We start from the raw sequence: 12,970 nt of genomic DNA, 5'->3' as shown, positions 1-12,970 counted from the left end.
CTGACAAAAGCGCCCGGAGGCAAAGGGGAAAATACGATCGCAGTTTTTACGCTTGCGAATTTTCCCTCGAATTTCTTTTTTCATTTGCAGATTTCGATTTGTTTTCATCGGTTTTTGGATTCAATTTTATGTCTATCAAGAGCGGAAAAAGCATAATCGAATAGCTTTCCATCGCTTGATTTCTCGCTTTTTTAACGGATTTGTCTTTGCCCGTTTTCATGTTTCTTCTACTTTCTTTTTATTGCGAAGCATATAGACGACTGTAACCGAGAGAACGATTGAAATCATTGCACAAATAACAGATGTAAGTTGTAATGAACTTATAAATGCTTCTTTTGCAGAACTGAGAATTGCGGAACCGGTTTGTACCGGAACTTCCGCCGCAATGGCAAATGCAGTGCCAATACTATTTTGTGCTGCCGAAGCAACTTCCTCTGTCAACCCTTCGGGAATGGAGCTCGTCATCTTAATTCTATAAACGGCTGTTCCTATACTTCCTAAAATCGCTATTCCTAATACACCACCTAACTCTGTTCCTGTTTCCGATATGGATGCGGCCGCACCTGCTCTTTCCGGTGGAGCTGCACTTACTATGATATCGGTTCCCAAAATCACCACGCAACAAATTCCTAGTGCCAGAACGATTCCACCTAATACGATATAAACGAGACCGGAACTTCCGTCCAATTGCGCATAAAGAGAAAACCCGATTGCGGAAAGTACAAATCCGCCTGCTATAACAAAGGCGGGGCGAATGTATTTGACGAGGATTGGAACCAACATGGATCCCAAAATATTTCCACCAGCCATAGGTAAAGTCCACAATCCGGCTTCAAAGGGAGAAAGTCCCAGGATCAACTGCAGATATAATGCGATGAATAAAAAACTTCCCAATCCTACGAAGATGGAAAGAGTATTTGCGAGTAAGGCCACGCTGAATGCCAGTGACTTAAATAAGTCCAAGTCGATGAGAGGATCTTTCAATTTTTTTTGTCTTTGAACAAATATGAAACCGAAGATGATTCCGGCAAAAATGGAAAAACCGGCTACAAGTTCCCAGCCGTGTTCCGCCACTTGTTTTAAACCGTAAATCACGGATAGAACCGATACAAGTGATAGTGTAGCGCTTGTTATATCTAATCTTCCCGCTTGCGGATCTTTGAACTCGGGTAATAATTTGGGACCTACGATCAATAGAAGCACCATTACCGGAACACTGACTAAAAATACGGAACCCCACCAGAAATATTCCAGTAGAACTCCTCCTAGGAGCGGGCCAATCGCGCCTCCCAGGGAAAAACTGGTTCCCCAGATCCCGATTGCTATTGTGCGTTCTTCAGGATCATGAAACATGTTTCGAATGAGAGACAAAGTGGAAGGTGCCAATGTCGCCGCAGTGATTCCGAGCAGAGCACGGGTGGCAATCAACATTTCCGCCGTTGTTGAGAATGCGGCTAGTATGCTGGCAACACCGAAGGCGGAGGCACCAATTAACAGTAGTTTGCGTCTTCCTATTCTATCTCCCAAAGTTCCCATAGTGATCATACATCCTGCCACAAGAAAACCGTAAATGTCTACGATCCACAGAAGCTGGGAAGCGGAAGGTTTTAATGCAGCTGTTAAATGAGGTACTGCAAGATATAATACCGTAAGATCCATGGAATACAGCAGGCAGGGAAGAGCTATGACTGCAAGTCCGATCCATTCTTTTTTTCCTGCACGGGGCGGTGTAATTGTCGTTTGGTTCATATATTTTATATTGGTGTGTAATAGAGCATAACCAAACCGGAGTTAAGTGTTTTTGTTTGGGTCAGCTTTAAGTTCGTTCTGGTCTTTAATCCCTGGAAGAGGGGTTTGCCTTGACCAAGTAGAATCGGATTTACGAAGACCCGAATCTCATCAAGCAAACCGTGTTCAAGCAAAGTTATGGAAAGATCCGAGCTTCCGAAAACGGCAATGTCTTTGCCGGAAAGATTTTTTAAATTTCGGATCTCTTCAACTACATGATCCGAGATTAATTTTGTATTTTTCCAATCGGCCGTTTTCAAAGTTTTTGAAACAACAATCTTGGATAGGTCGTTCATCCTTTGTGCAACTGTCGGATCGTCGGTCGCCGCTTCATTAGTGGGCCAATAGCTTGCCATCAGTTCATAAGTCTTTCTTCCGAAAATCAGAGTATCCACTTTGTCCAATAAATCCGCAGCATAGCTGTTGAATTCATTTTCAACAACATGCCAATCGATTTCGCCATTGGGTCCTTCGTAGTATCCGTCCAAAGATACCATCATTTGAAAAATTAGTTTTCTCATATGTTATATGCTTTGTTAGGTGACTCTCTTTAGTTCTTCTTCCAAACGATCGAAATTTTCTTCGTTTCCTTTGATAATATAAGGTCGGGACTTGCCGCATTCTTCCGCAGAATCGAACATCATACGAAATATAACTTTTGTCTTGTCCGTTGAAACTTCTTCGAAGCTCGCAGTTACTTGGAAAAAATGAACCGGGCTAATGTGGTTGAATATAAGAAGCTCCGGTTGTACGATTTCCACAAAAACACAATGATTCGGATAATCAACCCCGTTCGGACCGTGCATCACAAAACGCCAGTTTCCTCCCGGTCGAAGATCGAACTCTTCAAAGCTGTTCCTGAAATCTTTCGGTCCCCACCAACGTGCCAATCGTTCCGGCTCAGTCCATGCTTTGAAAACAAGTTGGCGCGGAAAATTTACAGTTCGTATGGATATGATTTCCCGGTCCGCTAAATTGGAAGTTTCCGTATTCGTATTCGCCATTTGTTTTCTCCTGATTCTATCCTTTATATTATAAAGTATTTATATACTTATGCCTTTCCCAAATAATCCCGGAGTCGTTCCATGGTTTGATTCATACCCTCGATCGCTCCGTGTTTCTCTACTACTTCGTTTCTCGCTTCCGCAGATTGGAATAACGCAATCATTGTGAGTTTGGTTTTTTTGCCTTCCTCTTCGAATGTCACCGTTACATGAAAATCATCCGGACGGTCTTCCATATCGGTTCCGTGCCGGTAAATGAGTAGTTCGGGTTTTCGGACTTCTTTGTATACGATCGTATTCGGATAATCCACTCCGTCCGGACCATGCATTACGAATTTCCAAACTCCGCCTGGTTTGACTTCCATGGATTCGATCGTGTTCGTAAAACCTTTCGGTCCCCACCAATTTCCAACATGGTTCGGATCTGTCCACATTTGGAACACCAGTTCTCGTGGGGCATCAAACAATCGTGTGGTGGAAACCGTTCTGTCTTCCGTATTATTACTGTGCATTTTTCATTTCCTATGACTTGCTTTTACTTGTCATTTTTTGTCTTCATTCCTTTCGGAATTCTCCGACTATTTTGACTTAATCGAAGTTAGTTTGCTGTTTTCGGGTCTTAACCACCAGGATAGAATCACGAATACAAGCATGACTAGAGGACTGATCACGTGTTGTATTTCCAATCCTGATGCCGCACTGGAGATTGCAGCGCTGGTAAGATTGAAAAATATTCCTGCATAAGCCCATTCTTTCAAAAGTGCAAAGCCGGGTACCATTATGGCAATTCCACCTAACAATTTCCATGTGCCTAAGATGAGAGGGAAATACGAAGGATATCCCAATTGGCTCATTCCCGCAACGACCTCAGGGTTTCTTGTGAGGTAAATGAATCCTGCAAACAAGTAGTTTGCTCCAATTAGGATCGTAATGACCCAATACGCGATGGTTTTGATTTTTTCTTTGTTCATATATTCTCCTGTGACTTTTAGTCCTTTTCTTTTTCCTTTTTTTGTAGTTCTAGTAAATACTCTTCCAAACGATCGAAACTCTTTTCCCAAAATTCTCTGTATTTGTCTACCCAGGTTGCCACTTCGATCAAAGGACCTACTTCCAGTCGAGCAGGGCGCCATTGTGCTTCTTTGCCCCGGGAAATGAGCCCTGCTTTTTCCAATACCTTCAGATGTTTTGTGATCGCGGGTAAACTCATGGAAAAAGGTTCCGCTAGCTCTTTTACGGACACCTCTCCTGATTTTAATGTGGAGAGGATCTGTCGACGGGTCGGATCTGCCAGGGCCGCGAATGTGAGACTCAGTTGGTCGGGAGTAGAAGTATATTGAACCATATGGTTAATTAACCTTTTGGTAAAATACGGTCAACACGAATATTCCGTCAAGGGAAAAATGGAAAAAAGAAACGAAAAGAGAGAGGGGCCCTGCGGTTTTGTGGTACCTACCACATAAGCAGGAGTGTATTTGCTTATATGGTAGAATTATTTGTGGTACCTACGACAAATCAGTGTTCCGGAATTTACTTTTCCAATAAAACCTTCAAATCGCTCAGACCTGTATCCATATTATCCGTCATCTTTTTCTGAATTTCAAAGCATGTGTCTGCGAGCAGATGGATTGCGTTCATAGGGATAGGCATTTTATCATACATACCAACTGTAACTTTTGTTTGGTTTTCTCCCAGAGATTCGGTCGTTATATAAGAAGCAAGTTTGCCCTCCATCGGTTTTTTGAATCTGAGTTGCATGTCCAATCTTTCTCCTTCCGCGATAGTTACGATCTCTTGTTCACCGGTTCCCAATTCCTGGTTTTCGCTTTCCCAAGACGAAATAAAACCAACCGTACCATCCGTACCTTTGTATTCTATCTTCGCGGACGGATCTTTTTTTAGCCATGCATTCCATTTGGAATGATTCTTTAAAAGTTTGATTTCCGCGAAAACTATGTTCCTGGGTTTGTTGATTGTGATATTTCTTTCCAATTTAAAATCCGTTGGTGCAAATATGCACAGAAGGATTACCGCAAATGCGATCGCTCCCAGTATAATAAGTGTTATTCTCATGTTTTTATTCCTTTTGATTTTTTTTTTGACTGTAGATTTATTTAAGTTGAACGTCCTAAATGGGTCCGTAGCGATCTAAATAACATATCAATTGATATGTTGTAAAGCGAAAAACTGAAGCCTGTCCGGGAATTTTTACTTTATTGTATAAATTTCTAATAAAATTAAAGAAAAATATATCATCGACATATCAAGTGATATAATGAAAATCAAAAAAGGTTAAGATTTGGTGAAAAAGACAAGAGATCCGGAGAAAACAAGGGCCCATATTATTGAAGTGGCATTCGGAGAAGTATATCGGAAAGGGTTCCAGGGAGTCAGTATTCGGGACATCGTCGCTAAGACGGATTTGACGACCGGTGCTTTTTTTCATTATTTTGCGACCAAGAATGATTTGGGTTACGCTTTGGTGGATGAAGTTATCAAAAAGGTAACTTTGGAAACTTGGATATTTCCTTTAGCCGCTTATAAAAATCCCATACAAGGAATCATCAGTCGATATAGAAAATTCATCGAAACCGTTTCCGATGATTTTCTGACGTATGGTTGTGCAATTAATAATCTGACTCAGGAGATGTCGGCAGTAGATGCCGAATTCGGAGAAAAACTTCATTCAGTGATGAGGTTATGGATAGAAGGATTGGAAGGTTATTTGGAAAAAGCACAAAACGACGGTTATCTGAAGAAAAAATCCGATCCGAGAAAGATTGCTGAATTCATTGTTGCCGTTCATGAAGGATCTTTCGGCTTGGCAAAAAGTTTTAGAGATAAAAAAGTACTATGGTCTTCCTATTATTCGTTACGGGATTATTTGGAGTCTGTAAGCGAGAAGTCGGAAGGATAAGAAAAAATCGTAATCACATTTACATTTTTAATGTTGGATTCAAAGTTGTAATTAGAATCCGACTTTCCGTTAAATTTGCCATCTGGAGTTTTATCAGCGGTATTATTTCCATCTGGTCCATACTTGCCATGTATCTCACTCATACGGTTCATCCTCCTGGAGGCGCGACTACATTGATCGGAGTTTTTTGGGGCACTCAGGGCCGGAATTTATCTTAAATGCGATACTGGTCAACAATCTTGTTTATCATCGAAAGTATCCTGCCGTTTGGTTTTGAATATAATAGAAGTTAAGTTTACATCAATGAAATGATCGGTAGATAAATGATGAAAACCAATAAGGAATGTAACAGAACGGCAATCAAAGAAGTATAAAAATGCTGTTTGCCATCGCGGGGAAGTAAAAAATAAGCGATAACGGAAATGATCAAACCGGAGATCCAGTTAGTGATGATTACCATCATGGGAACTGTGATGATACTCCATTCTCCGATCAGATTGCAATTGATATCCGGTTCATTCCTGGCGAAACATTCTTCCCTTAACACCGAGTCCCTATGCAAAATATAATATGCTACGAGTCCCGCAAGAAAAAAGGAACAACCGGTCATGATAGCAGTTAGTATTGTGAGTCTGCGAAGAAAGGTCATAAGTTATCGATTTTTTTCCGAATTGCCGACTTGTCCGATCCCGTTTTCGCAAGCGTGAGAGCATTTTGAAAATTCAGTTTCGCTTTGTTGTTATCAATGCCGGTATAAAGTTCGCCGAGCAAGGTAAAGTAAAAATGATTGTCCGTCATATTTAGTTTTTCCGCTTCTCGGATTGCTTCTTCTTTTCCGTTTGCCTTGGAGAGAGCAAATGTTCTGTTCAGTGCAGCAATAGGCGAATATTCCATCTGCAATAACCGATTGTAAAGCTGTAAAATATTTTCCCATTTTTCTTTTGTTTCCGTCTTTTGAGTGTGCCAATAGGCAATCGCAGCTTCCAAATGATATTTTGAAATTTTATTCCCTGTTGTCGCACGGGTAAAAAAATATTCTCCTTTATTGATTAATTCGGTATTCCAAAGATTTTTATCCTGATCTTCGTATAATATATGTTCACCGTTATCGTTTTGTCTTGCCTCAAACCGGGAAGCATGAAAACACATCAAGGAAAGCAATGCATTTACCTGAGGTTTGTCGGTATGTTCGTTTTCAACAAGCATATTGCACAAACGAATTGCTTCCACACAAAGGTCTTTGCGAAGAGTTTTGTTCGCACTCATGGAATAATATCCTTCATTGAACAATAGATAAATCGTTGTTAAAACCGTTTTCAATCGTTCTTCTATTTCCTGCAACTCGGGAAGTTCGATTTTGATCTTTTCTTCCTTCAATTTTTCTTTGGCACGGAACAATCGTTTGTTGATTGTATCTTTGTTTGATAAAAACGCATCCGCGATTTCTTCGATTCCGAAACCGCAAAGAATACGAAGGGCTAGTCCGATCTGCGCTTCCGCCGAGACTGAAGGATGGCAAACGGCAAACATCATTTGCAATTGACTATCATATATATTTTCCGGGGATAAATCGATTTCCTTTTCCGATGAATCGGAGTAATTTTTTTTCAATTCGGGAACAATCTTATTTTCGAAGATAGAACTACGTTGCAGATGGTTTTTGGCTTTATTCTTTGCAACATGATAAAGCCAAGCCGCCGGATTCTGCGGAACACCTTTCAATCCCCATGTTTCCGATGCGGTGAGAAAAGTATCACTTGCGATATCTTCGGCAATGTCTATTTGTTCGAATCCGATATGTCTGCAAAGAACCGAAACGATTTTTCTGTATTCCGTTCTAAACAAATGCGGAATCAATTCCTGATTTTTCATAAGGAAATACCTCTACGGTTGTAGAGGTATTTTTTTATCTTAGTCGTTGGTATCAAGCGAATCGATTTTTCTCACTTCCACACTATTTCCTTCTCCTTGTAGAATTGGGCAATCTTTTGCAATCTTCACCGCCTCTTCGTAGTTTTTTACTTTTATGATAATATAACCTGCGATTGATTCCTTGATTTCAGCATAAGGGCCGTCGGTTACAATATTATTTGATTTTACTACTTTACCGTCGGAAGACAAGTGATTGCCTCCTTCGGCCAATTTGTTTTGGGCTGCGATGCCCCCGATCCAGTCTTGCCACTTTTTCATGTACACTTGCATTTGTTCCGGTGAAGGTTGCGCTTCTTTGGTTTTGATGTCCATGCGGAATAGTAATACGAATTCGTTCATTTTGTTTTACCCCTTAATTGAATGGAATTACACTCCTATATCAATCGAGATTTCAAAAATTGGACATCTTCCGCGTGATTTTTTATGATTTTAATCCGACCATACATCTCACGTCTTTTTCATTCAAATACCATTCAAGACAATATCCGTTAGGATCTATATCATCGCGCGAAATCAACTTTCTAAATGCATTCTCAATGCTTTGAACATCCTCCATAAAATCCTTAATGGTCAAACAAATGAACTCTCCCTTTTTGATTACAAACCGTTCGCAGGACAATTTGTCCGCTTCTCCTTCTTCCATTTCTTCGGCAGCGGCTTTGTAGACGATCGTATCTTTGTCTGGGCGTGAGATTCCAAAGTACCTTCTTTCCTTTGAAGGTTTGATCAGAGAATGAAGCTTGTTATGTGCATCCATTACCCCGTCCGGAAACGAGATCGCAGTTACGCAAAAAACATTTATATCTTTTTCCAAATTGAATTTATCCATGTGATTATCCTTTGGAATGCAAACCTTTTCCTACTTACCTTTCTTCAAATTTTCTTTTATTCTGAATTTAACAATTTTAGTGATCAGTCCTTTCGGCAAAGGTTTGTCCAGAGGAAATTGTATCGCACCTTTCGAAAATTTATACGATAATAATTCATCTTTGAATGTTTCAATCACATTTGACGTGGGATAAAATCCGAAATGTTTTTTATATGCGGCGTAATAAATCAGGATTCCGTTCAATTCAAAGGCGGGCATGTTATAACTTATTTTTTCCTTTGCATCCGGTGCCAGATTTTTAACCAGAGTTCTCATTTGGGATAGGATTTTTTGAGTATCTTCCGGGAAGGATTTTATATATTCATCGACGGTTTTGAACTTTGTCGAATAACCTGTGTTCTTTGTCGTATTGGATTTCATTTCTTAAATCCTGAGGTAAGCAAACAACCTACTACGAAATAGTCGGGCAAATAGGGTTCTCCCCCTCCCAGAGATTCTTTGATCAGTATGGCGATACGATCCCTTTTGGGATTCAAAAAATATCCTAATACATTGAATTCACTAAAAGTCGAAGGTTCTATCTTTTTTTCAGAAACAACTTTGATACCCTTATTTTTCGATACTACGATTATCTTGTAGGTATTTTCTTTTTTATTTAGTATGAGATCCGCGGTAAATGTATCACCGTCCAAATTGTCCATATAGAGCGGGAAGTTATCATAAGATTGATTGAAGTGAGGAGATGATTCCAGATTTTTAATATAGGATTTTTTTATATGAGAGATAACTTCTTCCGTTACGATTTCCCAGGCGGACTCGTCGGTTGTAGGAACGTATTCCGCCGTGCTTCCTTCTCCTACATTGTCACCTTCCCAAAACTTGTTGAATCTCCATTTTTCCTGATCCGATACAATATCGACGACTTTGACCGAGAGACCTGAATGAGGTGTAATCGCATAGGAATTTGCGAAAGCCCTGAAAGCAAAAACAGAACCGGACCAACCGAGTGAATGTACATCTTCCGTCGATTTATTGTTAGTGGCTGATTTCTGTTTGCATATGAGAAAAGGTAATAGAAATAGAAAAAAACATATTACGTATCGATGTTTCATACGGTTCTTAGTCTCCCATGTTTCGAAAAATTCACATAACTCTTTGTGAGGATACTGATTGTCGGCGCATCGGAAGGTCTCGGCTTTGAGGCGTTGCGTGGACGACAACATTTGCTAATTTCGTTCTTTCCATTTTTCTCGGTCAAGTTGGAATCTGCGTGCGAAAACGGTGAGTTATTTTTTGTAGTTCAAAAGGAATTTGACTCTTGTAGTGTCGATAGGTTTGTTTTTGGAACTTTCCAGAAAGTATTCCAATTGCCATTTTTGAGTCGCTTGCGCTTGTTTATTGGTAGGAATATCCCATGAGGAATAAATTCTGAATCCGAGCTTTCCTTTCTTTTTACCGGATACGATTCCTTTTTCATATAATACGTGTTTGGGGAATATGAATTGCCCCGAGAGATCCTTATTGTTCGAGCGAATGATAAAATAATCCACGTTGTCTTTAATATCAAATGGTTGGATCGGTCCGCTACCGTTTCGTTTCCATAAGGTCACAAATTGACCGATCTTTGTAGGGGTTATTTTCGCAACGCGAAATGTTATTTTCAAATCATCAATTTCAAAATGACAGGCACCGTATTCCTGGCTTTCCTTTTCGAGAAATGGGTTTAACAATGAAATGCCGCAATGATCGAAAACATTCTTTTTGATGTCTTTTAGAACATCAGGGAAAATAAGCTCATGATCGGATTTGTTTACTGATTTTTTCAAAGATATCTCGCAATACTAAGTAAGCCGCCGAACAAAGAATGACAGGATCTCATCTCGAGCAGCTATTGTAGGTTGGCCTGCTTCGTCAATCAGATGGACAGTTACAACGCTATGTGGGAACGGTACATGTTGTTCGAAGAACGGTGGGACGGAAGTGTTCGCAGCGCTGTCGGGAAGCACATGTCCCACAAAGCGATCCCCAAGTGCCTCGGAATAAGCTGCAAAACGCTGCGCCTGACAAAACTGGTCTCCTTCAAATCGGTAGGCCATTACTGTGAGGTCTTCTCTAATAAGTCTTTCACGAATTGTTTCCAGCTCCTCAGGAGCGATTCCAATACCGGCAAGATCACCTAACGGCAGTGTGGGTTGGGATAAAACAGGTGCCAGCATGGCAGGCTCAAGCATCATCGACAAAGCAAAGTTACCTGTGAAGCACATTCCAATGGCCCCAACCCCTCGGCCACCGCATTCTTGATGTGCTAGTTTTGCCAATGCTCTGAGCCATTGTGTAACAGGGCTCGACTCATTTGCGGCGAATGCGCGAAACTCCGCACTGACACAAGCCCGTCTGAGAACGGTCTTTCCGTCTTTGGCGCTTGGTATAACACCATCAAGGCCGAAGAGAGATGGCATATAAACAGTCAAACCTGCATCACGCACCCAACGGCTGAAACGCGCAACATGCGGACTGATTCCGGGCATCTCAGTCATGACGATCACGGCCGGTCCTGTGCCGGCGACATACACTTTCTTTGTAACACCGTCGAGAGTGATCTCGCGACAGGTGAAATCTTCAAGAGTATCGTCTTCATTCATGTTCTGTTTCGTCATGGCAATGGTTCCCTTTGTCGAATAGACTATTTTAAGAAATCGGTTAACAACGGTAATAAGGCTTTGGCATCAGCCATATGATCCTGTCCGGCTAGTTGGGAAAACTTTGCATTCGGGATCACCTTCGCTAATTTGTTGCTTACATCCTGCACGGAAGAAGGACTTTTTTCACCTACAATGATATATGTCGGTAAAGAAATTCGTGCAGCTCTTTCCAGAGGAGGTAAGTCTTGCGTTAAGGCGATATCATAAGCAAGTGTGGGTGCCAGGGCTTTCATTATTCCCCAACCAGGAAATAGAGGTAGTATCCAAACAAAAATTTTAGGCATCCCGATGCCTTTCAAAAATGTTTTCATCGCCGCCGCATTTTTACCTTCACTCAATAGATTTCTCACTGATTCGCCTAATTTCTCGTAGTCGGCTTTTTCAGCTTCGTTGTGAACATAAGGAAGATCGTAAAGAGCGGCCTTGATAACTTTATTTCCTAGTCGCAAGGAAGCTTCTAGCGCCAGAACAGCACCGGAGGAATGACCGTATAAATATGCTTTGCCACCTGCTATGTCGATCATTGCTTCGATGTCTTCGATTTCACGTTCTATCGAATAGGGCAAAGTATCCCCGCTATCACCCCGACCCCGACGATCGTAGTTATAAACGGTAAATTCGGTAGAAAATACTTTGGCATCCTGCACAATAGGCATAAATTTCCGAAAGCAGCTTGCACCTGTTATGTATATGAGTGCAGGCCCATTACCGTACACATCGTACGCTAAAATAGTTCCATCTTTTGATTTCGTTGTATTCACGGTATATTTACGCTTCCTCAAATCCTATTAGAATGATACTGAAATTTTAAAATCTACGAGAGCTTTTTCAACGGATAGGCCGTACAGAAACCCGAAAAGCGGGGTGGAAAAAAGGCAAAAAGTATTCAACTAAATGGTTTAATATTTGACAGAGAAAATGCATGGTTTTTTATTCAACCTAATGGTTGAATTAATTGAAAACGAGCAAAGGTTGGATCTTGTGTTCGCGGCGCTCGCCGACAGCTCAAGACGACAAATGTTGGCGAATTTGCGGAGCGGCTCACTTAGCATTTCAGGGCTTGCAGAGCCATTTTCCATGTCGTTCGCCGGAGTTGCCAAACATATCGATGTTCTGGTCGCGGCCGGTCTTGTAAGGAAAGTGCGGGCTCCGGAAGACGGACGCAGCTTTCGGCTTGAGCTACAAAACCAATCGCTTTCCGAGGCTTCTGCCTGGCTTGCCTACCATCAGGAATTCTGGACAAACAAACTCGATCGACTCGAGACATTCATAGAGGAAGAGGGACAATGACCACACAGGTATTAAAAGTAGAGAAAAAAATTAACGCTGAACCGGCCAGGCTGTTTCGAGCATGGCTCAAAGTTGAAGATTTTTCACGTTGGTTTTTGTCAGGCGAACTCATTGGCATTGAATCGGTGCAGATTGATCCTCGCCCGGGCGGCCGATTCCAAATCAACATGCTTCTTGACGGCAAAATATTCCCGCATGAGGGAGAATACATTGCCATTGAAGAACCGACTAAGCTTGTATTCACCTGGCGATCCCATGCAACCGGAGGTCGAGATACCCTGGTTACAGTCACCTTTACTGCACTGCCGGCAGTTACAGACACGAGTTCGGCGGAAACATCTAACAAAACACAGACGCTTGTGACATTAACCCACGAACGTTTGGCAAATGACATTGAAATTAAGATGCACACCCATGGTTGGGAAAGTATTCTCGAAGGGCTTGATCAGTGGCACTCCAGAAAAGAATAACAAATGTTTATTGGTAATAACGAAAAGTAAATTTAAGG

The 12,970-nt window shown here is 41.3% G+C and carries 21 protein-coding genes; 4 read left to right on the top strand and 17 right to left on the bottom strand.

The genetic code is table 11. The annotated features are described in order from the left end of the window. Positions 1–46: 46 nt before the first annotated feature. From DI077_RS16390 to DI077_RS16355, 8 genes are all read right to left on the bottom strand, one after another. Positions 47–220 (bottom strand): hypothetical protein, encoded by a 174-nt coding sequence (locus tag DI077_RS16390; protein ID WP_167837190.1) that lies wholly within the window; start codon positions 218–220, stop codon positions 47–49. After that, positions 217–1,749: an MFS transporter gene (locus DI077_RS16385; protein WP_109021363.1), complete on the bottom strand. Its 1,533-nt coding sequence runs from the start codon at positions 1,747–1,749 to the stop codon at positions 217–219. Before DI077_RS16385 ends, DI077_RS16390 begins: the two co-directional genes overlap by 4 nt. A 5-nt stretch (positions 1,750–1,754) precedes the next feature. After that, complete coding sequence (locus tag DI077_RS16380; RefSeq protein ID WP_109021362.1) at positions 1,755–2,309, bottom strand: dihydrofolate reductase family protein; 555 nt, start codon at positions 2,307–2,309, stop codon at positions 1,755–1,757. A 15-nt stretch (positions 2,310–2,324) separates the two neighbouring features. Beyond that, on the bottom strand, positions 2,325–2,792 hold the full coding sequence (locus tag DI077_RS16375; RefSeq protein WP_109021361.1) for an SRPBCC family protein: 468 nt from the start codon (positions 2,790–2,792) through the stop codon (positions 2,325–2,327). A 47-nt stretch (positions 2,793–2,839) separates the two neighbouring features. Next, positions 2,840–3,304 carry an SRPBCC family protein gene (locus tag DI077_RS16370; protein ID WP_109021360.1) on the bottom strand — a complete coding sequence of 155 codons (465 nt, stop codon included), beginning with the start codon at positions 3,302–3,304 and terminating at the stop codon, positions 2,840–2,842. A gap of 66 nt (positions 3,305–3,370) precedes the next feature. Then, a complete protein-coding gene (locus DI077_RS16365) occupies positions 3,371–3,763 on the bottom strand; it encodes a DoxX family protein (protein WP_109021359.1) in 393 nt (130 codons plus the stop codon). A gap of 17 nt (positions 3,764–3,780) precedes the next feature. Next, positions 3,781–4,137: an ArsR/SmtB family transcription factor gene (locus DI077_RS16360; protein WP_109021358.1), complete on the bottom strand. Its 357-nt coding sequence runs from the start codon at positions 4,135–4,137 to the stop codon at positions 3,781–3,783. Between the two features lie 185 nt (positions 4,138–4,322). Continuing rightward, complete coding sequence (locus tag DI077_RS16355; protein ID WP_109021357.1) at positions 4,323–4,865, bottom strand: SRPBCC family protein; 543 nt, start codon at positions 4,863–4,865, stop codon at positions 4,323–4,325. A gap of 229 nt (positions 4,866–5,094) precedes the next feature. On the opposite strand from DI077_RS16355, the gene DI077_RS16350 reads away from it, so the two are divergent. Beyond that, positions 5,095–5,709 (top strand): TetR/AcrR family transcriptional regulator, encoded by a 615-nt coding sequence (locus DI077_RS16350; RefSeq protein ID WP_167837189.1) that lies wholly within the window; start codon positions 5,095–5,097, stop codon positions 5,707–5,709. After that, positions 5,646–5,927: an HPP family protein gene (locus DI077_RS19900; RefSeq protein WP_423241752.1), complete on the top strand. Its 282-nt coding sequence runs from the start codon at positions 5,646–5,648 to the stop codon at positions 5,925–5,927. Before DI077_RS16350 ends, DI077_RS19900 begins: the two co-directional genes overlap by 64 nt. Before the next feature lie 77 nt (positions 5,928–6,004). Here DI077_RS19900 and DI077_RS16340 read toward each other — a convergent pair whose 3' ends face one another. The 9 genes from DI077_RS16340 to DI077_RS16300 form a co-directional block, all read right to left on the bottom strand. Continuing rightward, positions 6,005–6,358 carry a hypothetical protein gene (locus tag DI077_RS16340; RefSeq protein WP_109021355.1) on the bottom strand — a complete coding sequence of 118 codons (354 nt, stop codon included), beginning with the start codon at positions 6,356–6,358 and terminating at the stop codon, positions 6,005–6,007. After that, positions 6,355–7,581 (bottom strand): RNA polymerase sigma factor, encoded by a 1,227-nt coding sequence (locus DI077_RS16335; RefSeq protein WP_109021354.1) that lies wholly within the window; start codon positions 7,579–7,581, stop codon positions 6,355–6,357. Before DI077_RS16335 ends, DI077_RS16340 begins: the two co-directional genes overlap by 4 nt. Positions 7,582–7,620: 39 nt before the next feature. Next, complete coding sequence (locus DI077_RS16330; RefSeq protein ID WP_109021353.1) at positions 7,621–7,980, bottom strand: YciI family protein; 360 nt, start codon at positions 7,978–7,980, stop codon at positions 7,621–7,623. An 82-nt stretch (positions 7,981–8,062) separates the two neighbouring features. Next, positions 8,063–8,470, bottom strand: a complete 408-nt coding sequence (locus DI077_RS16325) for a transcriptional regulator (protein WP_109021352.1) — start codon at positions 8,468–8,470, stop codon at positions 8,063–8,065. Positions 8,471–8,500: 30 nt separating this feature from the next. Then, positions 8,501–8,890, bottom strand: a complete 390-nt coding sequence (locus DI077_RS16320; RefSeq protein WP_109021351.1) for an iron chaperone — start codon at positions 8,888–8,890, stop codon at positions 8,501–8,503. Continuing rightward, on the bottom strand, positions 8,887–9,582 hold the full coding sequence (locus DI077_RS16315; RefSeq protein ID WP_109021350.1) for a hypothetical protein: 696 nt from the start codon (positions 9,580–9,582) through the stop codon (positions 8,887–8,889). The genes DI077_RS16320 and DI077_RS16315 overlap by 4 nt, the downstream gene beginning before the upstream one ends. Positions 9,583–9,756: 174 nt before the next feature. Beyond that, a complete protein-coding gene (locus DI077_RS16310) occupies positions 9,757–10,296 on the bottom strand; it encodes a MepB family protein (protein ID WP_167837188.1) in 540 nt (179 codons plus the stop codon). Between the two features lie 15 nt (positions 10,297–10,311). Then, positions 10,312–11,127, bottom strand: a complete 816-nt coding sequence (locus DI077_RS16305) for a dienelactone hydrolase family protein (protein ID WP_109021349.1) — start codon at positions 11,125–11,127, stop codon at positions 10,312–10,314. Between the two features lie 26 nt (positions 11,128–11,153). After that, positions 11,154–11,933 (bottom strand): alpha/beta fold hydrolase, encoded by a 780-nt coding sequence (locus tag DI077_RS16300; RefSeq protein ID WP_109021348.1) that lies wholly within the window; start codon positions 11,931–11,933, stop codon positions 11,154–11,156. 145 nt (positions 11,934–12,078) lie between these two features. Here DI077_RS16300 and DI077_RS16295 point away from each other — a divergent pair, with 145 nt between their 5' ends. After that, positions 12,079–12,462, top strand: a complete 384-nt coding sequence (locus DI077_RS16295) for an ArsR/SmtB family transcription factor (protein WP_242935248.1) — start codon at positions 12,079–12,081, stop codon at positions 12,460–12,462. Beyond that, a complete protein-coding gene (locus DI077_RS16290) occupies positions 12,459–12,932 on the top strand; it encodes an SRPBCC family protein (RefSeq protein ID WP_109021347.1) in 474 nt (157 codons plus the stop codon). Before DI077_RS16295 ends, DI077_RS16290 begins: the two co-directional genes overlap by 4 nt. Positions 12,933–12,970: the final 38 nt, after the last annotated feature.

This window comes from Leptospira kobayashii (genome assembly GCF_003114835.2).
Taxonomy (GTDB): domain Bacteria; phylum Spirochaetota; class Leptospiria; order Leptospirales; family Leptospiraceae; genus Leptospira_A; species Leptospira_A kobayashii.
This window is presented reverse-complemented; position numbering and strand designations above follow the sequence as displayed.